The 22,450-nt window shown below is 70.0% G+C and carries 19 protein-coding genes, 1 tRNA gene and 1 pseudogene; 14 read left to right on the top strand and 7 right to left on the bottom strand.

Annotated features, from left to right (window positions below; genetic code table 11):
• The first annotated feature begins 310 nt into the window (after positions 1-310).
• Positions 311-1,648, top strand: coding sequence for a DEAD/DEAH box helicase (locus tag E5843_RS09085; RefSeq protein ID WP_141065935.1), 1,338 nt, complete (start codon positions 311-313; stop codon positions 1,646-1,648).
• Positions 1,649-1,805: 157 nt separating this feature from the next.
• Here E5843_RS09085 and fdxA read toward each other — a convergent pair whose 3' ends face one another.
• Positions 1,806-2,129 (bottom strand): ferredoxin FdxA, encoded by a 324-nt coding sequence (gene fdxA / locus E5843_RS09080; protein ID WP_100322374.1) that lies wholly within the window; start codon positions 2,127-2,129, stop codon positions 1,806-1,808.
• Between the two features lie 132 nt (positions 2,130-2,261).
• Positions 2,262-2,337: transfer RNA gene (locus E5843_RS09075), tRNA-Glu, on the bottom strand.
• A 151-nt stretch (positions 2,338-2,488) separates the two neighbouring features.
• Here E5843_RS09075 and pcnB point away from each other — a divergent pair.
• The 6 genes from pcnB (at position 2,489) to pgi (ending at position 8,295) form a co-directional block, all read left to right on the top strand.
• Positions 2,489-3,841 (top strand): polynucleotide adenylyltransferase PcnB, encoded by a 1,353-nt coding sequence (pcnB, locus tag E5843_RS09070; protein ID WP_141065934.1) that lies wholly within the window; start codon positions 2,489-2,491, stop codon positions 3,839-3,841.
• 8 nt (positions 3,842-3,849) lie between these two features.
• Complete coding sequence (gene folK, locus E5843_RS09065) at positions 3,850-4,404, top strand: 2-amino-4-hydroxy-6-hydroxymethyldihydropteridine diphosphokinase (RefSeq protein WP_136412469.1); 555 nt, start codon at positions 3,850-3,852, stop codon at positions 4,402-4,404.
• A 23-nt stretch (positions 4,405-4,427) separates the two neighbouring features.
• Positions 4,428-5,228 carry a 3-methyl-2-oxobutanoate hydroxymethyltransferase gene (gene panB / locus E5843_RS09060; RefSeq protein ID WP_141065933.1) on the top strand — a complete coding sequence of 267 codons (801 nt, stop codon included), beginning with the start codon at positions 4,428-4,430 and terminating at the stop codon, positions 5,226-5,228.
• A gap of 211 nt (positions 5,229-5,439) precedes the next feature.
• Complete coding sequence (gene panC / locus E5843_RS09055; RefSeq protein WP_136413077.1) at positions 5,440-6,291, top strand: pantoate--beta-alanine ligase; 852 nt, start codon at positions 5,440-5,442, stop codon at positions 6,289-6,291.
• Positions 6,292-6,391: 100 nt separating this feature from the next.
• Positions 6,392-6,772 (top strand): aspartate 1-decarboxylase, encoded by a 381-nt coding sequence (gene panD, locus E5843_RS09050; protein ID WP_136412468.1) that lies wholly within the window; start codon positions 6,392-6,394, stop codon positions 6,770-6,772.
• The gene (gene pgi / locus E5843_RS09045) at positions 6,772-8,295 is read left to right on the top strand and encodes a glucose-6-phosphate isomerase (protein ID WP_136412467.1); all 1,524 of its coding nucleotides are present in this window, start codon (positions 6,772-6,774) and stop codon (positions 8,293-8,295) included. Before panD ends, pgi begins: the two co-directional genes overlap by 1 nt.
• A 108-nt stretch (positions 8,296-8,403) precedes the next feature.
• Here the strand turns inward: pgi and queG are convergent, their stop codons facing one another.
• Positions 8,404-9,480: a tRNA epoxyqueuosine(34) reductase QueG gene (gene queG / locus E5843_RS09040; protein ID WP_136412466.1), complete on the bottom strand. Its 1,077-nt coding sequence runs from the start codon at positions 9,478-9,480 to the stop codon at positions 8,404-8,406.
• Positions 9,481-9,503: 23 nt separating this feature from the next.
• Between queG and E5843_RS14400 the strand changes: the two genes are divergently transcribed.
• The 7 genes from E5843_RS14400 (at position 9,504) to E5843_RS09005 (ending at position 18,573) form a co-directional block, all read left to right on the top strand.
• Complete coding sequence (locus E5843_RS14400; protein ID WP_425480713.1) at positions 9,504-10,997, top strand: NAD(P)H-hydrate dehydratase; 1,494 nt, start codon at positions 9,504-9,506, stop codon at positions 10,995-10,997.
• Positions 10,994-11,485 carry a tRNA (adenosine(37)-N6)-threonylcarbamoyltransferase complex ATPase subunit type 1 TsaE gene (gene tsaE / locus E5843_RS14395; RefSeq protein ID WP_244240758.1) on the top strand — a complete coding sequence of 164 codons (492 nt, stop codon included), beginning with the start codon at positions 10,994-10,996 and terminating at the stop codon, positions 11,483-11,485. Before E5843_RS14400 ends, tsaE begins: the two co-directional genes overlap by 4 nt.
• Before the next feature lie 88 nt (positions 11,486-11,573).
• Positions 11,574-13,181, top strand: coding sequence for an N-acetylmuramoyl-L-alanine amidase (locus tag E5843_RS09025; RefSeq protein WP_136412463.1), 1,608 nt, complete (start codon positions 11,574-11,576; stop codon positions 13,179-13,181).
• 76 nt (positions 13,182-13,257) lie between these two features.
• Complete coding sequence (gene mutL / locus E5843_RS09020) at positions 13,258-15,066, top strand: DNA mismatch repair endonuclease MutL (RefSeq protein ID WP_141065932.1); 1,809 nt, start codon at positions 13,258-13,260, stop codon at positions 15,064-15,066.
• Between the two features lie 23 nt (positions 15,067-15,089).
• Positions 15,090-16,013: a DUF1684 domain-containing protein gene (locus E5843_RS09015; RefSeq protein WP_136412461.1), complete on the top strand. Its 924-nt coding sequence runs from the start codon at positions 15,090-15,092 to the stop codon at positions 16,011-16,013.
• Positions 16,014-16,036: 23 nt separating this feature from the next.
• A complete protein-coding gene (locus tag E5843_RS09010; protein ID WP_141065931.1) occupies positions 16,037-16,996 on the top strand; it encodes a TraB/GumN family protein in 960 nt (319 codons plus the stop codon).
• Entirely contained in the window at positions 16,993-18,573 is a 1,581-nt protein-coding gene (locus E5843_RS09005; RefSeq protein WP_244240757.1) for a tetratricopeptide repeat-containing sulfotransferase family protein, read from the top strand. Before E5843_RS09010 ends, E5843_RS09005 begins: the two co-directional genes overlap by 4 nt.
• Before the next feature lie 29 nt (positions 18,574-18,602).
• On the opposite strand, the pseudogene rnfB reads toward E5843_RS09005, so the two are convergent.
• The 4 genes and pseudogenes from rnfB to E5843_RS08985 all read right to left on the bottom strand — a co-directional run.
• Positions 18,603-19,010 (bottom strand): annotated as a pseudogene (gene rnfB / locus E5843_RS09000) (Rnf electron transport complex subunit RnfB); the annotation flags it as partial.
• A gap of 62 nt (positions 19,011-19,072) precedes the next feature.
• Positions 19,073-19,678, bottom strand: a complete 606-nt coding sequence (locus E5843_RS08995; protein WP_136412459.1) for an HAD family hydrolase — start codon at positions 19,676-19,678, stop codon at positions 19,073-19,075.
• Between the two features lie 11 nt (positions 19,679-19,689).
• Positions 19,690-21,771, bottom strand: a complete 2,082-nt coding sequence (gene metG / locus E5843_RS08990) for a methionine--tRNA ligase (protein WP_141065930.1) — start codon at positions 21,769-21,771, stop codon at positions 19,690-19,692.
• Positions 21,772-21,918: 147 nt separating this feature from the next.
• Positions 21,919-22,353, bottom strand: a complete 435-nt coding sequence (locus E5843_RS08985; RefSeq protein WP_134673653.1) for a DUF2147 domain-containing protein — start codon at positions 22,351-22,353, stop codon at positions 21,919-21,921.
• Positions 22,354-22,450: the final 97 nt, after the last annotated feature.

Below are 22,450 nucleotides of genomic sequence, written 5' to 3'. Positions count from 1 at the left end.
TATGAACCGGTCGCGGCCGGGCCGCGCGCTGCCCGCCGGTTTGCCGTAGAATCCGACCCGTTCTGCGATACGGCTGCTCCTGCTCTCGAGCGCGAACCGCTCTCGAACAGTGACGATCCTGGTATGCCCGCCGCGGCCTCCGCGCCCGGTCTCTATCCCGCACGTCCTTCCTCGCGCAGACACGACACGGAAACGTCCGTGCCGTCATCACGTCGCCCGCAGCGCGGTTCTGGATAGCGCGGGGACGGACTTCGTGCGCCATGACGCCGGAAAACTCCGGCCGGGCGCGCGATGCGTCAAGGAGACATCCATGCAATTCGAAACCCTCGGGCTTTCGCCCGCGCTGCTGCGTGCCCTGGCCGAAACCGGCTACACCACGCCGACCCCGATCCAGGCGCAGGCGATCCCGCTGGTGCTGGCCGGCCACGACCTGCTGGGCGGCGCCCAGACCGGTACCGGCAAGACCGCCGCGTTCGGCCTGCCGCTGCTGCAGCGCCTGGCCAAGGAAACCCCGCCCAAGGGCCCGCGCAAGCCGCGCGCGCTGATCCTGGTGCCGACCCGCGAGCTCGCGGTGCAGGTGGCCGACAGCATCAAGGCATACAGCCGCCACCTGCGCCTCAATGTGACCACGCTGTTCGGTGGCGTCGGCATGCAGCCGCAGATCGAGAACCTGCGCCGCGGCGTCGACGTGCTGGTCGCCTGCCCGGGCCGCCTGCTCGACCACATGCAGTCCGGCCACGCCAAGCTCGATGCCATCGAGGTGCTGGTGCTCGATGAAGCCGATCGCATGCTCGACATGGGCTTCCTGCCGAGCATGAAGCGCATCCTCGCCAAGGTGCCGTCGCAGCGGCAGACGCTGCTGTTCTCGGCCACCTTCGAACCGCGCATCCGTGCACTGGCGCTGGAGATCATGCGCAATCCGCAGCAGGTGCAGGTGACGTCGAACAACGTCATCGCCGACACCATCGTGCACCGCGCGCACCCGGTCGATTCCGGCCGCAAGCGCGACCTGCTGATCGAAATCCTCAGCCGGCGTCACACCGACCGCGTGCTGGTGTTCGGCAAGACCAAGCATGGCTGCAACCGTCTCGCTGAGCAGCTGGAAACGGCGGGCCTGCCGGCGGTGGCGATCCACGGCAACAAGAGCCAGGCGCAGCGCCAGAAGGCGCTGGACCAGTTCAAGTCGGGCAAGGCGCGCATCCTGGTGGCCACCGACGTCGCCGCGCGCGGACTCGACATCCCGAACCTGCCGCTGGTGATCAACCACGACCTGCCTATGGTCGCCGAGGACTACGTGCACCGCATCGGCCGTACCGGCCGCAACGGCGCGACGGGTGAGGCGCTGTCGCTGGTCTCGGCCGACGAGGCCATCCTGCTGCGGCAGATCCAGCGCATGCTCAAAGCCGACATCTCGATGGTGGAGGTCGAAGGCTATGCGCCGACGCAGCCGATCCGCCTCGACGGCCCGCTGCAGTCGGCCAAGCGTGGCGGCGGCGGACGTGCCCCGGGTGGAGCTGCGCGCAAGCCGGCGCATCGCGCGCATGGCAAGCCACAGGAGCGGGGTGCGCATGCACACGCCGGCCCGCGCCAGGGCCGTGGCACGCGCACCGACGGGCGCAGCGCCCAGCGGCCTTCGGTTCGCGGCTGATGCAGCGGCCGTTGCCAGGTCGTGGCTGAAGCCGCGATCCGGCAGCGGCGCTGTCGCCCCATAACGGAAAAGGCCGCGCATGCGCGGCCTTTTCTCTTTCCGTTGTCGTGATCAGGACGGGTCGGCCCCGCACGGCGATCGCGTGCAGTGGCCGGACTCAGCGCTCGAGCAGCGGCAGCTTGTCGGGCTTGCCTTCCCAGTCCTTGGCGTCCGCCGGCGGTTCCTTGCGGGTGGTGATCACCGGCCAGTCGCGCGACAGTTCGGCATTCAATGCCACGAAGTGCTCCTGCCCGGCGGGGACGTCGTCCTCCGGATAGATCGCGTTGATCGGGCACTCCGGCTCGCACAGGGTGCAGTCGATGCACTCGTCCGGATCGATCACCAGGAAATTCGGGCCTTCGTGGAAACAGTCGACCGGGCACACCTCGACGCAGTCGGTGTACTTGCACTTGATGCAGTTCTCGGTGACGACGAAAGGCATGGAGTTCCTCGGGGCGATACGACAGCCAGGCCGACAAGTTTAAGCCACGTGCCCGACTGGCGGTGCGAGCGGTTCGCATCCGCGCGCGTATAAAGAAGAAAGCCCGCGTCCTGCGACGCGGGCTTTCGAAGATGGCGCTCCCTACGGGATTCGAACCCGTGTTTTAGCCTTGAGAGGGCCACGTCCTAGGCCTCTAGACGAAGGGAGCGATGTCGGCCGCGAGGGCCACCGGCTGGACGACCGGCCTGCACGAAGCGGATGCCCCGTGCAGCTTGCTAGTATAGCAACACACGGACGCTGTTGTGTCGTCCCCGCGTCCGCCGGAGAGAACTTCGCGGACCTTTTTCCAGAAGCACTTGATGACCCAGACCCCCGATTCCATCCCCGCGCCCCTTCCCGTGCCCGTGTTGCACACCATTGCGCGGGAGCACCATCCGATCTCCCGCAAGGCCATCAGCCCAGGCGCGCTGCGCGTGCTCTACCGCCTGCGCGAGGCCGGGCATGGCGCCTTCCTGGTCGGCGGCGCGGTCCGCGACCTGCTGATCGGCCTGCAGCCCAAGGATTTCGACATCGCGACCGATGCGACGCCGGACGAGGTGCGCGCGCTGTTCCGCAACTCGCGGTTGATCGGCCGCCGCTTCCGCCTCGCCCACGTGGTGTTCGGCCGCGAGATCGTCGAAGTGGCCACGTTCCGCTCGAACGCCGATGACGGCAGCGGCGACCGCGAGACGCACGAGGGTGGCCGCCTGCTGCGCGACAACGTCTACGGCACCATCGAGGAGGACGCGATCCGTCGCGACTTCACCGCCAACGCGCTCTATTACGCGATCGAGGACTTCTCGGTGCGCGACTACACCGGCGGTTTCGAGGACGTGCAGAACCGCGTGCTCAAGCTGATCGGCGATCCCGAGCAGCGTTACCGCGAGGATCCGGTACGGATGCTGCGTGCGGTGCGGCTGGCGGCGAAGCTCGATTTCAGCATCGATCCGGCCACCGCCGCTCCCATCGCAGTGCTGGCCCCGCTGCTGCGCGAGGCCGCGCCGGCACGGCTGTTCGAGGAATGCCTGAAGCTGTTCCTCTCGGGGCGCGGCGAGGCCAGCTTCCTCGGCCTCGAGGCGCACGGGCTGCTGCCGATCCTGTTCCCGGAAAGCGCCGACGCCCTCGCACGCAACCGCAGTGGCGTGCTGCGCGAGTTCATCCTCGAAGGCCTGCGCAACACCGACGCGCGGGTGGCGGCGGACGAGCCGGTGTCGCCGGCGTTCCTGTTCGCACTGCTGCTGTGGCCCGCGTACTGCCATGCGCTGATCGGCCTGCAGGCGGCCGGTACCCATGCCGCGGAGGCCCAGCGCCGCGCCGCCGACCGGGTCACGCTGCACCAGCTCGGCACCGTCGCGCTGCCGCGCCGCTTTTCGCTGCCGATGCAGGAGATCTGGTTGCTGCAGACCCGCCTGCCGCTGCGCCAGCGCAAGCGGGTGATGCGCACGCTCGCGCATCCGCGCTTCCGCGCCGCGTTCGACTTCCTGGTGCTGCGTGATGCGGCGTCCGGGAGCCACGCCGAGGATGTCGAGTTCTGGCGCGAGGCACAGCGCGATCCCGATCATGCGATCGCCGCGCACCCGCCGACGGTCGAGGGCGAGGGCGAGGGCGATGCGGGGGAACCGCGCAAACGGCGTCGCCGGCGGCGTCGGCCGGCGTCCGCGGACGCGGGTTAGCGGCCCACGTGTCGGCACCGTCGGACTGCGATCGGTCGCCCGGTTGCGAGGCCGCGATCGGCCTGGGCGCCAACCTCGGTGATCCGGTGGCCACGTTACGCAGTGCCTTCGATGCGCTGGCGGCGTTGCCCGGGACCCGCCTGCTGGCGGCGTCCCCGCTGTATCGAAGCGCCGCCTGGGGGAGGCAGGACCAGCCGCCCTTCGTGAACGCCGTCGCGCGGCTGCACACCCGGCTCGCGCCCGACGTACTGCTGGAGGCGCTGCTGCGCATCGAAGCCGGGCACGGCCGGGTGCGCGCCGACGATCCGGCGTTGCGCTGGGGGCCGCGCCTGCTCGACCTCGACCTGCTGCTGTACGGCGCGCGCCGCATCGACACGCCCGGCCTGCGGGTGCCGCACCCGCACCTGCACGAGCGCGCCTTCGCGCTGCGGCCGCTGCTTGACGTGTGGCCGGATGCAGCGATCCCGGGCCTGGGGCCCGCCCGTGACCTGTTGGCGGGCGTCGACGAGGCCGGAGTGGTGCGCCTGGACGACAGCCACGACCGCAGCGACAGGCGGCTGTAACCCCGCGGAGCTACACTCGGGGCATGGACAAGCCGATCACCGTTCCCGACCTGTTGGCCGCGCGCAGCGCGGGCCGCAGGCTCACGATGCTCACCGCGTACGACGCCGGTTTCGCGCGCGTGCTCGATGCCAACGGCGTCGACCTGCTGCTGGTCGGCGACTCGCTCGGCATGGTGGTGCAGGGCCACGGCTCGACGCTGCCGGTGACCGTCGACGACATGGTCTATCACACCGCCTGCGTGGCGCGGGCGATCCGCCGTGCATTGCTGGTGGCCGACCTGTCGTTCCAGGCCGACGCCACGCCGGAGCGCGCGCTGGACGCCTCGACGCGGCTGCTGCAGGCCGGCGCGGGCATGGTCAAGCTGGAAGGCGCGGGCCCCAAGCTCGAGGTCATCCGCTTCCTGGTCGAGCGCGAAATCCCGGTCTGCGCGCATCTTGGGCTCACCCCGCAGGCGGTGCTGCGGATGGGCGGCTTCAAGGTGCAGGGCCGCGAGGCCGCGGCCGCGGAACGCCTGCGCGAGGAAGCGCGACAGGTGGCCGAAGCCGGCGTTGCGCTCATCGTGCTCGAGGGTGTGCCGGCCCCGTTGGCCGCCACCATCACCGCGGCGAGCGCGGTGCCGACGATCGGCATCGGCGCCGGCGCCGATTGCGACGGCCAGGTGCTGGTGCTGCACGACCTGCTCGGCCTCGACAGTGGCCATCGCCGCCCGCGCTTCGTCAAGGACTTCCTCGCCGAGGGTGGCTCGGTTGCCGGCGCCGTGCAGGCGTATGTCGCCGCGGTGCGCGAGGGCAGCTTTCCCGGCGCCGAACACTCGTACAAGTAGTGGAAGCCTCCGCGGATTGCCGCGGAGGTGCGCCGATCGGGCAGCGCGACACACGCTCGCCCCCCCACGAATGAGGCGATGCAGCTTCGGGCGCACGCTGCTGCGCATGTCCGCACGATGCGCATGGTTGCCGCGTCGATCCAGCCACGAGCAAGCCCGTGCCGCGCGATCTGCAAGAATCGCCGACCCCGACCGGATGATCGCCCCCGAGATGATCGACATCGTCAACGACCTCGCCACGCTGCGTGACCGCGTCGGCAACTGGAAACGCGAAGGCCTGCGCGTCGGGCTGGTGCCGACGATGGGCAACCTGCACGCGGGCCACCATTCTCTGGTGCGCCTCGCCCGCGCGCATGCCGATCGCGTCGTGGCGAGCGTGTTCGTGAATCCCACCCAGTTCGGTCCGAACGAGGATTTCGCCCGCTATCCACGCACTCCGGACGCCGACGCCGAAGGGCTCGCGGCCGCCGGCTGCGACCTGATGTGGGCGCCGTCGGTGGACACGATGTATCCGCTCGGTGTCGACAACGCGGTGCGCATGTCGGTGCCGGGAGTGACGGAGGTGCTGGAGGGGAAGCGGCGACCCGGCCACTTCGACGGCGTGGCGACGGTGGTGTCGCGGCTGTTCCTGCAGGTGCAGCCGGACGTTGCCGCGTTCGGGCTCAAGGACTACCAGCAGCTTGCGGTGATCCGCCACCTCGTGCGCGACCTGGCCTTTCCGCTGGAGCTGCTGCCCGGCACCATCGTGCGCGACGCCGACGGCCTCGCGCTGAGTTCGCGCAACCAGTACCTGTCGCCGGCGCAACGCGCCGCGGCGCCGTTGATCCACGCCACCCTGCAGCGCATGCGCGAGCGCAGCCTGGCCGGCGAGCCGCGCGATGCGATCGAGGCCGCCGCGCACCAGGCGCTCACCGCCGGCGGATTCGAGGTGGACTACGTGGTGATCCGTACCCCCGCGCTCGCTGTGCCCACCGATGGTCACGGCCCGCGAGTGGCGCTGGTGGCGGCGCGCCTCGGCACGACACGGCTGATCGACAATCTCCAGTTCGGCAGCGGCGGCTGAACCCCCGCGACCGTTTTGTTGCGATGCGGCAGGGGGTGCATATACTGGCGCCCTTCGCGGACCCCACGTCCCGCAACTCCCGTTTCCGCGGGCCGATGCCATGCAACTGACCCTGCTCAAAGCCAAGATCCACCGTGCCACCGTCACCCACGCGGAGCTGCACTACGAAGGCTCCTGCGCGATCGACGGGGACCTGCTCGACCTGTCGGGCATCCGCGAGTACGAGCGCATCGAGATCTACAACATCAACAACGGCGAGCGCTTCGCGACCTATGCGATCCGAGCCGAGGCTGGCAGCGGCATCATTTCGGTCAACGGCGCCGCCGCGCACAAGGCGGCCTGTGGCGACCTCGTCATCATCTGCGCCTATGGCGCCTGCGACGAGGCCGAAGCGGCGGCGTTCAGGCCGAGCCTGGTGTATGTGGACCGGCAGAACCGGATGACGCACACCAACGAGTCGATCCCGGCGCAGGCGGCCTGATGTCGGCGGCGGCGCGGCGGCTTCAGCAGGCGCTGGCGCCGCATGCGCGCCGGCTCGCCGACACCCGCATCACCGGGCTGGTCGGCGCCGATCCGGCCCGCGCGACCACGCTGTCGCTGCGCGTCGGCCCGCTGTACGCCAACTTCGCCCGCCAGCGCTTCGATGCGCAGGCACTGGCCGCGCTGCACGCGCTGGCCACTGAGGCCGGACTGCCGCAGGCACTGCGTGCGCTGTTCGACGGCGCAATGGTCAACGCCTCCGAACAGCGTCCGGCCCTGCACACCGCATTGCGCTCGGCGCTTGGCGCCACGCCGGTGGCCCGTGATGCGCATGCGCAGGCGCGTGAGGCACGGTCGCGCATGGCGGCGATGGTGGATGCACTGGCGGCGTCGGACGTCACCGATATCGTCAACGTCGGCATTGGCGGTTCCGATCTCGGTCCGCGGCTGGTGGTCGATGCACTCAAGGATGCGCACAGCGGGCGTTTCCGCGTGCACTTCCTGACCAATGTCGACGGCAGCGACGCGTTCCATCGCCTGCGCGGACTGGACCCGGCGAAGACTGCGGCGATCCTGGTGTCGAAGAGCTTCGGCACCCAGGAAACCCTGCTCAACGGCGCCATCCTGCGCGACTGGCTGGGCGGTAGCGAACGTCTCCATGCGGTCAGCGCCAACGTCGAGAAGGCACAGGCGTTCGGTGTCGATCCCACGCGCGTGCTGCCGATGTGGGACTGGGTGGGCGGGCGCTATTCGCTGTGGTCGGCGGTCGGTTTCTCGATCGCGCTGGCCATCGGCATGGACGGCTTCGAGGCACTGCTGGCCGGCGCCGCGGAGATGGACGCGCATGTGCTCGAGGCTCCGCTCGAGGCCAACCTGCCGGTGCTGCATGCCCTGGCGGCGGTGTGGAACCGCAACGGCCTTGGGCTGCCGACCCATGCCGTGCTGCCCTACGACGAACGCCTCGCACTGCTGCCGGCCTACCTGCAGCAACTGGTGATGGAAAGCCTCGGCAAGTCCGTCACGCCCGATGGCGAACCGGCCGACGTCGACACCGTGCCGGTGCTGTGGGGCGGTGCCGGCACCAATTCGCAGCACAGTTTCTTCCAGGCGCTGCACCAGGGTACCCAGACCGTGCCCGCGGACTTCATCGGCGTCGTGCGGCCCGACCATCCGTACGCCGAGAACCACGCCGCGCTGCTGTCCAACCTGCTGGCGCAGACCGAAGCACTGGCGAACGGCCATGCGGCCGATGATGCGCAGAAGCGCTATCCCGGCAACCGGCCGTCGACACTGTTGCTGCTGGATGCGCTGACGCCGCGTTCGCTGGGTGCGTTGATCGCGCTGTACGAACACAGCGTCTACCTGCAGTCGGTGCTGTGGGGCATCAACGCGTTCGACCAGTGGGGCGTGGAACTGGGCAAGCGCATTGCCGGGGAACTCCTGCCGGCGGTGAAGGGCGAACCTGCGCGGGTGGAAGATCCGGTGACGCGTGCGCTGCTGGCGGAGATCGCCGCGCGGCGTTGAGCCACAGGCGACCAGGGCGCCGGTGGTACGTCGATGCGGGTCGCCGCATGTAGACGAAGCGATCTGCGACGCACGCGCCCTGCCGGCTACGGACGAATGTCGGGTCGGCTACGCCCCGTGCCGCCGTAGCGCCCAGTCCACGTGTTCGTCCACCAGCGCATCGCCCGAATCCTTGCGTGAGCGCAGTGCGTCGAGCGTTTCCGCCGTGGTCGGCGCGTTGCCCAGGGCCACGGCGATATTGCGCAGCCAACGTCGGTGCCCGCTGCGCCGGATGGCCGAGCCTTCGGTGCGCTGCAGGAACTCCTCCTCCGTCCAGGCGAACAGTTCCGCCAGCGTCGCGGTGTCGAGGTTGTTGCGTGCGCGGAAATCGGGCTCGTCGTGGCGCCGGGCGAACTTGTTCCACGGGCACACGAGCTGGCAGTCGTCGCAGCCGAAAATGCGGTTGCCGATCGGCGCGCGCAGTGGTTCGGGGATCGCACCGTCGTGCTCGATGGTCAGGTAGCTGATGCAGCGGCGCGCATCCAGCCGCTGCGGCGCGACGATCGCACCGGTCGGGCAGATATCGATGCAGCGCGTGCAGGTGCCGCAGTGCGCCGTGGCGGGCGGGTCCACCGGCAGTGGCAGGTCGACGTAGATCTCGCCGAGGAAGAACCACGAACCGCCGTCGCGGTCGATCAGGCAGGTGTGCTTGCCGATCCAGCCGAGGCCGGCATTGCGTGCCAGTGCGCGTTCGAGCACCGGCGCTGAATCGACGAACACCCGATGTCCGAACGGTCCCACCAGCTCGGCAACGCGGTCGGCGAGCTTCTGCAGGCGGTTGCGCATCAGCTTGTGGTAGTCGCGGCCGAGGGCGTAGCGGGCGACGTAGGCGCGGCGTCCGTCGGCAAGCGTGCGCCAGCTTTCGGCATGGTCGTCGCGGCCGTAGTCGAGGCCGACCGAGATCACCCGCAACGTGCCCGGCACCAGCTCCGCGGGGCGCGCGCGACGCTCGCCGTGGCGCGCCATCCAGTCCATCGTGCCGTACAGGCCTTCGGCCAGCCACGAGCGCAGGTGTGCTTCGTCCTCGCCGAGCTCGATGCCGCTGATGCCCATGCGCTGGAAGCCCGCATCGCGCGCCAGCTCGCGGATGTGCGCGGCGAGTGCGGTGGCGTCGACGTCGGGCGTACGGGGCGCGGGTGTGTTCACTGCTGAAGTATAGAATCGCGCCCATGAGCGATTCCGCACCCGGCGCGTCCGGTTTCCTGTACGTGAATGCCGCGCTGCGGATGCTGGAGCAGGCCGCGATCGAGGAGGCCGGCGGCGATGGCTCCGTGTTGATGGAACGCGCCGGGGCCGCGGCCTGGCGCACCGCGCGCCGGCGCTGGCCGCAGGCGCGACGGGTGCTCGTCGTCTGCGGCCCCGGCAACAACGGTGGCGATGGATACGTCGTCGCCCGCCATGCATTGCAGGCCGGCTGTGAGGTGCGCGTACGGCACGCGCCCCAGCACGCCCCCAGCAGTGTGCTGGCGCAACGCGCCGCGCAGGCCTTCATGGCCGCCGGAGGCGTCGTCGGAGTCGCGGATGGCGCCTTGCCGTTGTGCGATCTGGTGGTGGATGCGGTATTCGGTATCGGCCTCGCGCGCGCACCGGACGATGGCGTCACGGCATTGCTGGACGCGATCAATGCGCTGGCTGCACCGGTGCTTGCTCTCGACGTGCCCAGCGGCGTGGATGCCGGCAGCGGCGACGTGCATGGCGCGGCGGTGCGGGCGACCGTCACGTTGCAGTTCCTCGGCGCGCACCTCGGGCTGCAGACCGGCCCCGCGCTCGACCACGCCGGTGAACGGCTGCTCGATACGCTGGATGTTTCCCCGGCGGTGCTCGCCGGCGTGCGCGCCGATGCGCAGTGGTTCGCAGTCGCTGCGCTGACCGGGTGGTTCCCTCCGCGCGCGCGTGACAGCCACAAAGGGAACGCCGGCCACGTGCTGTGCGTCGGTGGCGACCATGGCAAGGGTGGGGCGGTGCTGCTCGCTGCCGAGGCGGCGCTGCGTTGCGGCGCCGGCCTGGTCAGCGTGGCGACGCGCGCCATGCACGTGGGGCCCATGCTGGCGCGTCGGCCGGAAGCGATGCCGCACGTCGTCGACGACGCATCCGCATTGCAACCATTGCTCGACGCCGCAACCGTGGTTGCGCTGGGTCCGGGCCTGGGCACTGCCGGCTGGGGCGAGTCGCTGTATACGTCCGCGCTCGCGGGCCAGCACGCCCTGGTATTCGACGCCGACGCGCTCAACCTGCTTGCCTGCCGCGGTGATCGCCTTCCGGCGGAGACGATCCTGACCCCGCATCCGGGTGAGGCCGCACGTCTGCTTGGATGCGATGTCGCCCGCGTGCAGCGCGACCGCCATGCCGCAGTGCAGGCCCTGGTGGGGCGCTACCGGTGCTGCGTGATCCTCAAGGGTGCCGGCAGCCTGGTTGCCGCGCCGGATCGCATGACGCGTCTGATCGCCGCGGGAAATCCCGGCATGGCGGTGGGTGGCATGGGCGATGTCCTGACCGGCTGCGTGGCGGCATTGCGTGCGCAGGGCATGCAGCCATTCGAGGCGGCGACCGCGGGCGCGCTGCTGCATGCACGCGCGGGCGATCGTGCTGCGGCCGGCGGGGGCGAACGTGGCCTGCTGCCGTCCGACCTCTTTCCGTATCTGCGCGAGGGTGCGAATCCGTGAACACCGGAAGCACTTACGAGTTGCAGCTGGACGATGCCGCCGCGACCGAAGCGCTGGCCTGGCGGCTGGCGGATTCGCAACCGCGCGATGGCGCGGTGGTCCACCTGCACGGCGACCTCGGTGCCGGCAAGTCGACCCTGGCGCGCGCGTGGCTGAGGCGCCTCGGTGTGGAGGGCACCGTACGCAGTCCGACGTACACGCTGGTCGAGCGCTACCCGCTGGCCAGCGGCGGCGAAGCGCTGCACCTCGATCTGTACCGCATCGGTGATCCGGGTGAGCTGGAATTTCTCGGTCTCGACGAGGCGGGTGGCGCGTTGTGGCTGGTCGAGTGGCCACAGCGTGGCGCCGGCGCGCTGCCGCCGGCCGATCTGGCGATGCACCTGGCGCTGGCGGCGCAGGGTCGGGCGCTCCGCATCGAAGCCTGCTCGGCGAAGGGACGCGAGTGGGTCGACCGGCTCCGTGATGGTGAAGTTGTGACGGTTTCCTGAACCACCTGCGCAGGAAGGGGCGGCAGGTGGCGGATTCATAAGGGAAAACATCTTGCAAACAAAACCGGCTGGTGCTTGACTACGGTCCATGCGCGCCCGGGGAGCTCGAATCCAGGAACTTCTGTTGGGGTTGGCCCTTCTGGCCGGCCTCGTCTGGAGCGTCGTGGCCAAGGCCGGCGAAGTCGGCGGCGTCCAGCTCGCCGCCGGTGCCACCGGAACCCGTGCGGAGCTGGTGCTGCCCGCCGAGGTGGAATTCCGCACGCTGAACCTGGCCGACCCGCATCGGCTGGTGGTCGACCTGCCCGGTACCACGCTGCCCCGCAACCTGCGGTTGCCCGCGCCGACGGGCCTGGTGAAGGCGGTCCGCAGTGGCCAGCCGCAGCCTGGTACCAGCCGCATCGTGTTCGACCTGCACCAGCCGGTGGTGGCGCTCAAGCCGCGATTCGAGCCCGCCGCCAATGGCGTGCGCCTGGTGCTGGAGTGGCCGGACGATGGCGACGTCGTCTCCGGTCCGGCGGTTGCCGCCGCGGTGGCGGCATCCGGCGCGGCCCCGGGGCCTGCAGTCGTGGTGCCGACGCCCGATCCGGTGGCGGCCTCCAACGCCGCGACCTCGCGGCTGATCGCCGGGAGTGCGCAGCCCGGATCTGCTCGTGGCGCCGTGCCGTCATCAACCGCTCCGACGCCGGCGCCCGCAAGTGCCGGTGACCTCGCCGCCTCGAGTGCCGCGACCTCGCGCCTGATTTCCGAAATCGCCGCATCCCGCGCCACGCCTCCAGCAACTTCCTCAACGCAGGTGGCCGCCGCATCGCCGCCGCCGGCGCGTCCGGCCACCCCGCCGGCAACGCCGCCACAGCAACAGCCGCATCAGGCGCGTGCGCCACAGACCGCCAGCGTCACCCCGGTGCCGCCACTCAACCAGGCCATCAGTGCAGCGGGTACGCGTCCGCTGGTCATCGCCATCGACGCCGGCCACGGTGGCCAGGACCCGGGCGCGGTCGGTCCCACCGGACAGCGCGAGAAGGACATCACCCTGGCCATCGCCCGCGAACTTGCGCGGCAGGTGGATGCAACGCCGGGCCTCAAGTCCTACCTGACGCGCGACCGCGACCAGTTCCTGCCGCTCAACCGGCGCACCCAGCTCGCGCGCCAGGCCGGCGCGGACATGTTCATCTCCATCCACGCCGATGCCGCGCCCAACCGCAATGCGAAGGGTTCGTCGGTGTATGTGCTGTCGCTGCGCGGGGCGTCGTCGCAGCGCGCGCGCTGGCTGGCCGACAAGGAAAACGCGGCCGACCTCATCGGCGGCGTGCGCCTGCAGGAGGCCGACGGCACGCTGGCCTCGGTCCTGCTCGATCTCACCCAGAGCGGGCAGATGAAGGCCTCCGAGGACGCCGGCCAGCACGTGCTCGCCGGGCTCAAGCGGATCGGCAACAACCACAAGCCGCATATCGAGCGGGCGAACTTCGCCGTGCTGCGCACCTCCGACATGCCGGCGATGCTGGTCGAGACCGCGTTCCTGTCCAACGCCGAGGAAGAGCAGCGGCTGATCGATCCGCGCTTCCAGTCCACCGTTGCGCGTGCCGTGCTCGACGGCGTGAACACCTATTTCTCCAACCAGCCGCCGCCGGGCACCCTGTACGCCGCGCGGGCGGCGGCCGCCGTGGCGGGCAACAGCGGCCAGGGCGGCAGCCCCTGACGCGCTGACGGCCCGCGCGCCAGCGACGCATGGTTGCAGCCGCTATCATCGCGGCTGATCCGCTGCAGCAGACGTCGTGCGCATCCGCCAGTTGCCCGAGACCCTCGCCAACCAGATCGCCGCCGGCGAGGTCGTCGAACGCCCGGCGTCCGTGGTCAAGGAACTGGTCGAGAACGCGCTGGACGCCGGTGCGGGTCGGGTCGACATCGAACTCGAAGAAGGCGGCGTGCGGCTGATCCGCGTGCGCGACGACGGCGGCGGCATTCCGCCCGACGAGCTTCCGCTCGCGGTCTCGCGCCACGCCACCAGCAAGATCGCATCGCTCGACGACCTCGAGGCGGTGGCCACGCTGGGCTTCCGTGGCGAGGCGCTGCCGTCGATCGCGTCGGTGAGCCGCTTCCTGCTGGTCTCGCGCACCGTCGATGCCGCGCATGCCAGCGCGCTTGCGGTCGAGGGCGGGCAACTGGGCGCGCTGGAACCGAAGGCGCACCCGACCGGCACCACGGTCGAGGTGCGCGACCTGTTCTACAACGTGCCGGCGCGGCGCAAGTTCCTGCGCGCCGAGCGCACCGAGCTCGGCCATGTCGAGGACTGGCTGCGTTCGCTGGCGCTGGCGCGCCCCGACGTCGAGCTGCGCATCGCCCACAACGGCAAGCCACTGCGACGTTATCGAGGTGGCGGCTCGCTGTTCGAGGACGGACGGCTGGAAGAAACACTGGGCGCGGAGTTCGCGCGGCAGGCGCTGCGGATTGACCACAGCGCCGCGGGGCTGCGCCTGTCGGGCTGGATCGCGCGCCCGGCCTATTCGCGTGCCAGTGCCGACCAGCAGCATCTCTACGTCAACGGCCGCGCGGTGCGCGACCGCAGCATCAGCCATGCGGTCAAGCAGGCGTACGCGGACGTGATGTACCACGGGCGCCAGCCTGCGTATGTGCTGTTCCTGGAGCTCGACCCCACGCGCGTGGACGTCAACGTGCATCCGGCCAAGCACGAGGTGCGATTCCGCGACGGCCGCCTGCTGCACGAGTTCGTCTACCGCACGCTGCAGGGGGCCCTGGCCGAAACGCGTGCCGGCCTCGGGGCGGCAGTGACGTCGGACGCCTCGTCGCCGGAACCATCGGCGGCTTCAGCATTCGCCGCGTCCTGGACCGGCAGCGGGCAGCCGCGCGAACAATCGCACCTGGCGCTGCGCGTCGACGAACTGCGCGCAGGCTACGCAGCGCTGTACGGGGCGACCCCGGCCGCCGCAGATGGCGGCGTGGTCGTTGGACACGCGATGCCCGACGCCGACGAGCGCGGCATTCCGCCGCTCGGCTTCGCCCTGGCGCAGCTGCATGGCATCTACATCCTGAGCCAGGCGGCCGATGGCCTGATCGTCGTCGACATGCATGCAGCGCATGAGCGCATCGGCTACGAGAAGCTGAAGGCCGCGCACGACAGCGAGGGCCTGCGCATGCAGCCGCTGCTGGTGCCACAGACCGTGGCCGTCGCCGAGCGCGAGGCCGAGGTTGCCGAGCGCGAGGCTGCGGTGCTGTCGGAGCTGGGCTTCGACGTCTCGCGGGCCGGGCCGCAGTCGCTGCTGCTGCGTGGCGTGCCGGCGCTGCTCGCGCAGGGCGACACCGAGGCCTTGTTGCGCGACGTGCTGGCCGACCTGCGCGAACACGGACACAGCCGCCGCGTCAGCGGCGCACGCGACGAGCTGCTCTCGACGATGGCCTGCCATGGTTCGGTGCGTGCCAACCGCCGGCTCACGGTGCCCGAGATGAACGCGCTGCTGCGGCAGATGGAAGAAACCGAACGTTCGGGCCAGTGCAATCATGGGCGTCCGACCTGGGCACGCTTTACTCTCCCGGAGATCGATCGCTGGTTCATGCGGGGACGCTGATGCGGAACGACGGGGAACGACCCATGACATGGCGCTGGCTGGGCATGGCGTTGCTGGTGTTGCTGGCCGGCTGCACGGGCGACGAGGGGTATGGCGGCGGTCCCGCGACGATCGACCCCGCCTACCTGCATGCAGAGCAGCAGTGGCGGCTGGAACGCGCGCGCGCGCTGCAGGCCGACGATGGCTGGACCACGCTGGTCGGCCTGCACTGGCTCGAGCTCAAGGCGCACTACATCGGCAACGGCCCGCGCGCGGGGATCAACCTCGGCATCGGGCCGCCACGGCTGGCGCTGGTGCAGCAGGAGGCGGGGCAGGTCCACATCACGCCGGAGCGCGACGTCGCCCTCACCGTGGATGGGGCGCCGCTGCGCGGGCGCACGCGGTTGCGGCCGGACCATGATGAAGCGCCCACCCGGATCGGCTTCGACGCCGGCCGAGGCGAGCTGACGCTGATCGAGCGCGGCGGCCGGCGTGCACTGCGTGTGCGCCACCTCGACGCGCCGGCGCGCCTGCGTTTCGCCGGCCTGCGTTTCTGGTCGCCGGATCCATCGTGGAGGATGCAGGCGAAATGGCTGCCGCATCCGCCGGGACAGACGCTCGACATCGTCAACATCCTCGGCCAGGTGGAAGCGATGCCAAACCCGGGCGCGGTGGAGTTCGAACGCGATGGCCAGGCCTGGCGGCTCGAAGCCGTCGATGGCGGCGACAGCCTGCTGGTGATGTTCGCCGACGGCACCAGCGGCCATGGCAGCTACGGGGCCGGACGCTACCTGGATGCGCCACGCCCCGACGACGCCAGTGGCGAGCTCGTGCTCGACTTCAACCGCGCCTACAACCCGCCCTGCGCCTACACCCGCCACGCCACCTGTCCGCTGCCGCCGCCGGGTAATCGCCTGCGGCTGGCGATCGAAGCGGGCGAGCAGGCGTATCCGGGCGAGGTGCTCTGAACTCTCCATCGAAAGGACATCGCATGAACCTGAAGACATCGTTTGCCGTATTGGCGCTGCTGGGTGCCGTGGTTGCCGGAGGCGCACCTGCGCAGCCGGTGCCGACGCCTGCCGCGGCCACCGCGACAAAGGCGCCACCGGTTCCGTTGCTGTGGAAGGCGAGCAGGGGCGACGACGCCGTTTACCTGCTCGGCACCTTCCACCTGCTGCGGCCCGACGACTACCCGGTCGCAGCGGAGGTCGATGCGGCACTCGAGGCGTCACAACGGCTGGTGCTCGAACTCGACCCGGCTGAAATGAACTCGCCCACGCTCGGCCTGAAGATGGCCCAGGCCGGGATGCGCACCGATGGCACGCTGCTCGACAGCGAGCTGCCGTCCGAGACTGCGAAGGCGCTGCAGACCTGGCTGGCCGGCAACGCCGCACGGGTGCAGCCGCTGGGGCTGACTGCGCAGAGCGTGCAGATGTTCGAGCCGTGGTTCATCGCGTTGACGGTCACCCTGGTCGAGATGACCGGCCACGGCCTCGATCCCTCGCTCGGCCTCGACAGCCACCTCGCGCAACGCGCGGCACAGGCCGGCAAGGAGACCCGCGGTCTGGAAACGGGCGAGGCGCAGATCGCCTTCCTCGATGGCATGCACCGCCCCGAGCAGCTGCAATTCCTGCGCGAAGCACTGGAGTCGAGTGGCGAGAAGGGTGCGCGGGAGCTGGACAAGCTGCATGGCGCCTGGCGCGAGGGCGACGAGCGCACGCTGTGGAACGAGATGGCGGTGAGCATGCGCACGGAGTACCCGGCGCTCTATCACCGCATCAACGTCGCCCGCAACGACGCCTGGCTGCCGAAGATCGAAGCGTTGTTCAAGCAGCCCGGCGACAGCCTGGTCGCGGTGGGCGCGCTGCACCTGCTCGGCGAGGACGGCGTGGTCCACAAGCTGCGGCAGCGTGGATACACCGTGGAACGGGTGGAGGTGGCCGCGCCTTGAGCCTGCCCGACCCGGCAGCGCTGTACCGGCAGGCGGTCGACGCGCTGAACCGCAGCGACTGGACGCGGGCCTACGGGCTCGCGTCTTCGCTGCTGCCGCAGTGCGACGACCACGGTGGCGTGCACTTCGTCGCCGGGGTGGCCGCGCTGCATCTGGCGGACAACCGCCGCGCGCACGCGCACCTGCAGCGCGCGGTGCGCCTGAGCCCCACGCGCCCCGATTACCTCGCCCAGCTGGCCCGGGTGCTGGCGACAGCGCGGGCGACACGCGAGGGACTGCAAGCTGCCGAACGCGCGGTCGCGCTGGGCCCGTCGGACCCGGTGACGCTCGATACGCTCGGCGTGGTGTTCAGCCAGTGCAACGCCTATGCACGCGCGGCGTCGATGTTCATGCGGGCGGTGCAGCTGCAGCCGCGCGCCGCGAACATGCGCTTCAACCTGGCGACGGCACTGATGTTCGTTGGCGACCTCGATGCCGCCGAGCGCGAGTACGAGGCCTGCCTCGCGCTGGATCCGCGCTACTGGAAGGCGCATCTGGCGCTGTCGCAGCTGCGGCGCCAGCGCCCCGACGGCAACCACGTGGAACGGTTGCTGTCGCTGCTGGCCACCGCGGAGGAACCCGCAGGCCGGCTCTACGTCAACCTCGCGCTGGAGAAGGAGTTGTCGGACCTCGGCGAGCACGCGCGTTCGCTGCAGCACCTGCGCGCGGGCAAGGGCGCATGGCGGCAGACGCTCGACTACGACATCCGTCGCGACGAGCGCATTTTCGACGCCGTGCGGCGCGGGTTCGATGCCGTGCCCGAGCGTCCCGGCCACGCCAGCCGCGAGCCGTTCTTCATCCTCGGCATGCCGCGCTCCGGGACCACGCTGGTCGAGCGGATCCTGTCCAGCCACTCCGAGGTCGCTTCCGCCGGCGAGTTGCAGAACTTCGGCGTGGTGCTCAAGCGGCTGTCGGCAAGCACCACGTCGCGGATGCTCGACGAGGACACGCTGGCGCGAGCGGCAGGCGTGGACCCGGCGGAGCTGGGACGGCACTACATCGAAAGCACGCGTCCGCTCACCGGCAGCACCGCGCATTTCATCGACAAGCTGCCCCACAACTTCCTCTACGCCGGATTCATTGCCCGTGCGCTGCCGGACGCGCCGCTCATCTGCCTGCGACGCGATCCGATGGACACGACGCTCGGCAACTTCCGGCAGCTGTTCGCCCTGTCATCGCCGTACTACGACTACTCGTTCGACCTTGTGGACACCGCACGCTACTACGTGCTGTTCCACCGCCTGATGGCGTTCTGGCACGAACGCCTGCCCGGTCGCATCCTCGAGGTCCGCTACGAGGATGTCGTGCGCGACCAGGAAGCGCAGACGCGCCGGCTGCTCGACCATTGCGGCCTGGCATGGGACGACGCCTGCCTCGCCTTCGAGAAGAACGCGGCGCCGGTCGCCACCGCCAGCCTGGTGCAGGTGCGTTCGCCGATCTACGCGACCTCGATCGGGCGCTGGAAGCGCTACGGCAACGGGCTCGACGATGCGCTTGCGGTATTGCGTGACGCCGGGCTCGTCGACGCGTCGGCCTGAGAGGTCGCGGCACGCGCGTCGCCGGCCACAGGCAGCAGTTCGATGCAGTCCACCGGACACACCGGCACGCAGAGTTCGCAGCCGGTGCACAGCGGTTCGATCACCACGTGCATGCGCTTGGCGCCACCGATGATGGCGTCGACCGGGCAGGCCTTGATGCATTTGGTGCAGCCGATGCAGTCGGCTTCCACGACCAGCGCCACCAGCGGCGGCTTGTGCAGCCCGCGGCCGCGGTCATAGGGTCGCGGCGCGCGCCCGGTGGCATGCGCAAGCGCGCGTGCGCCGGCATCGCCTCCCGGCGGACAGCGATCGATCTCCGCCTCGCCCCGCGCCATCGCATCCGCGTACGGGCGACAGCCGTCGAAGCCGCACTGGCCGCACTGGGTCTGCGGCAGCAGGCGATCGAGGCGTTCGACGAGCGGAACGGAAGTGGACATGGACGGGGCAGTGCGGCGGTGCAGGCATTATCGCCGCTGGCCCGGGCCGCGACAGTCGTGGATCAGGCGATACGCCGGCCGCGGTACCAGCGTTCATGCGCGAGTGCCAGCATCGGCCGATCCTCGCGGCTGTCGCCGTAGGCGTATACGCGCTCGAACGCGGTGGGATCGAAACGGGCCCGGATCTCGCGCACCTTGTGCGGGCCGCAATCGTCGGGCTGGTAACGACCGGTGAGGCGACCGTCCACTTCTTCGAGACGGTTGCAGACGACGTCGAATCCGTATGTCACGCACCAGGGGACGAGATACAGGTCCAGCGAGGCCGAAACCAGCACCAGGGTATGGCCCTGCGCGCGATGCCATTCGATGCGCTGCAGCGCCTCCGGCCGCACCAGTCCCGGCAGTTCCTCGCGGGCATAGGCTTCGGCCAGCGCAGCGATCTCACCGGCGTCACGCCCGGCGAAGGCGAAGCGCGTCACCCGGCGACGGATCGCCGCGGCGGACACCAGCCCGGCCCTGTAGCCGAGCAGCCAGGGCCCGATCGCCCAGCGCGCGCCTGCCAGCTGCTCCGGCGTGGCGACGCGACGCAGGAATCGCGAATAGGTATCGCAGTGGGTGACGGTGTGGTCGAAGTCGAACAGCGCCAGATGGCGCGTCGGGCCATCCATGGCGTCGCGACTCAGCGCACCGGCATGCCGGGCGCGGCGGCTTCGTCGGCCGACAGCAGCGCCAGTGCGCCGGCATCGAAGCCGGCGGACAGGATCATCCCTTCGCTCAGGCCGAAGCGCATCTTGCGCGGGGCGAGGTTGGCGATGAACACCACGTTGCGGCCGACCAGCTGGTCAGGTTCGCCATAGCTTGCGCGGATGCCGGAGAAGATCTGCCGGGTGCCGAGCTCGCCGGCGTCGAGTTCGAAGCGCAACAGCTTGTCGGAGCCTTCCACGAACTCGCAGGCCAGCACCTTGCCGATGCGCAGGTCGAGCTTCGCGAAGTCGTCGATGCCGATGGTGGGTGTGGCTGCGGGAGCCGGCGCTGCGGCCGTCGTCGGCGCGGCAGCGGGGGCTTCCGCGGTAACGGCCTGCTTCGCGGCGGCAGGTGCCGCGGGCGGGTTGAGGGTGTCGCGGGAGGCTTCGGTCATGGTGTCGATGAGCTTGGGGTCGATGCGGGTGAACAGTGGCGTGTACGGCTGGATGACGTGGTCGCGCAATGGCTGGGCGAGTTCGTCCCACCCGGCGACCGGTGCGGACAGGAAGGCTTCGGCCTCACCCGTGGTGCGCGGCAGGATCGGCTTGAGCGCACCCGCCAGCACGCGGAACAGGTTGAGGCCCTGGGTGCAGACCGCCTGCAGTTCTGCATCGGCGCCTTCCTGCTTGGCGATCACCCACGGCTTGCGCTCGTCGATGTAGCGGTTGGCCTCGTCGGCAAGCGCCATGGTCTGGCGGATCGCGCTGGCCGGGTCGTTGCGCGCGTAGGCATCGCGGATCGGCGCGAGCGCTGCAACGAAACGTGCGTACTGCGCGGGGTCGGGAAGTTCACCGGCCAGGCGGCCATCGAAACGCTTGTGGATGAAGCCTGCGCAGCGGCTGGCGAGGTTGACGAACTTGCCAACCAGGTCCGCGTTGACCCGCGCGACGAAGTCGCCGAGGTTGAGGTCGAGGTCGTCGACGCCGCCGGACGACTTGGCCGCGAAGTAGTAACGCAACGCCTCGGGCTCCAGGCCACTCTCGAGGTAGGTGCGCGCCATCACGAAGGTGCCGCGCGACTTCGACATCTTGGCGCCGTCGACGGTCAGGTAGCCGTTGACATGCAGCCGCGTCGGCGCGCGGTGGCCGGCGCCGTGCAGCACCGCGGGCCAGAACAGCCCGTGGAAGTTCACGATGTCCTTGCCGATGAAGTGATGCAGCTCGATATCGGAACCGCGCTCGAGGACGCGCTCGAAATCCTCGCCATTGCGCTCGCACAGCGCCTTGTAGCTCGACAGATAGCCGATCGGCGCATCCAGCCACACGTAGAAGTACTTGCCGGGATGTCCCGGGATCTCGAAACCGAAGTAGGGCGCGTCGCGGGAGATGTCCCATGCGCGCAGGCCGCCTTCGGCGTCCAGCCATTCCATCAGCTTGGCCTTGACGCCGGGCAGCGCGACGTCGCCGGCAAGCCATTCGCGCAGGAACGGCTCGAAGTGGCCCACCTCGAAGAAGAAGTGTTCGGAGTCACGCAGCTCCGGCGCCACGCCCGACAGCACCGAGCGCGGTTCCTTCAGGTCGGTGGGCGAGTAGGCCGCGCCGCAGACTTCGCAGTTGTCACCGTACTGGTCGGCCGCGCTGCAGTTCGGGCAGATGCCCTTGATGTAGCGGTCGGGCAGGAACATGCCCTTGGCCGGGTCGTAGAACTGCGCGACCGAGCGGCGGCTGATGTGGCCGGCAGCATCCAGGCGCGTGTAGAACCGTTCGGTCAGCGCCCGGTTGGTGGTGGAGTGGGTCGAATCGTAATGATCGAAGGCGACACCGAAGGCGGCGAAGTCGGCCTCGTGGCCGGCCTGGATCCCGGCGATGAAGGCTTCCGGGGTGACGCCTGCCTTCTCCGCCGCAAGCATGATCGGCGTGCCATGGGTGTCGTCGGCGCAGACGAAGCGGACCACGTCACCGGCAAGGCGCCGTGCCCGCACCCAGATGTCGGCCTGGATATAGCCGACCAGATGGCCCAGGTGCAGCGGGCCGTTGGCGTAGGGCAGGGCGGTGGTGACGAGGGCGTTGCGCGGCATGGACAGGATCGGTGCGAGAGGCGGCCGATTATCGCATGCGGACCCGGCAGGGCCGGCGCGCGGACAGGGCAGGCGACGCGCGCGCTCCTGGAAACAGCAACGGCCCGGCATGTGCCGGGCCGTTTCGGAGGATGCGCCTGGCGTCGGTTACTCGCGCTGCCAGACCTGCTCGCGGCAGATGAAGGCCACGCAGCCGGAGACGCCCAGGCGGTTGTTGTCGATCAGCTGCGCTTTGGAGCGATAGGTCTTGCCCTTGGCCGGGTCGAGGATGGTGCCGCCCGCCCAGGCATTGCTGCCGTCCGCGCGCAGGCCCCACAGGATGGTCATCCCGCGGATCGGCTTGTCCTTGTTGGCACCGGTGCAGCGGTCGCAGGTCGGGTTCGGACCGCGGTCGGACTGCAGGATCTCGACCACCGTCCCCGACAGCGAGCCATCGTCGAGCTGGCGGATCTCCACGATCGATTTGGCGCGCCCGGTCTCGTCGTCGATGGTCTTCCAGCGGCCGGTCGGGCCGGACTGGGCGAAGACGGCCAGCGGCAGCACAGCGAGCAGGCACAGCCAACCGCGGATCGGATTCTTCATCTTGTCGTCCTTTGAACGGATGGGCGGGGCCCGGTGGCGGAAGCGTAGTCCGGGCTGCCGTTGTCCGTCCACAGCGCGACCACCCTGTCTCCAGCCA

This window comes from Luteimonas yindakuii (assembly GCF_004803715.2).
Lineage (GTDB): Bacteria > Pseudomonadota > Gammaproteobacteria > Xanthomonadales > Xanthomonadaceae > Luteimonas > Luteimonas yindakuii.
Note: the sequence above shows the minus strand (reverse complement) of the source record. Positions and strands in the feature narration are given on the sequence as shown.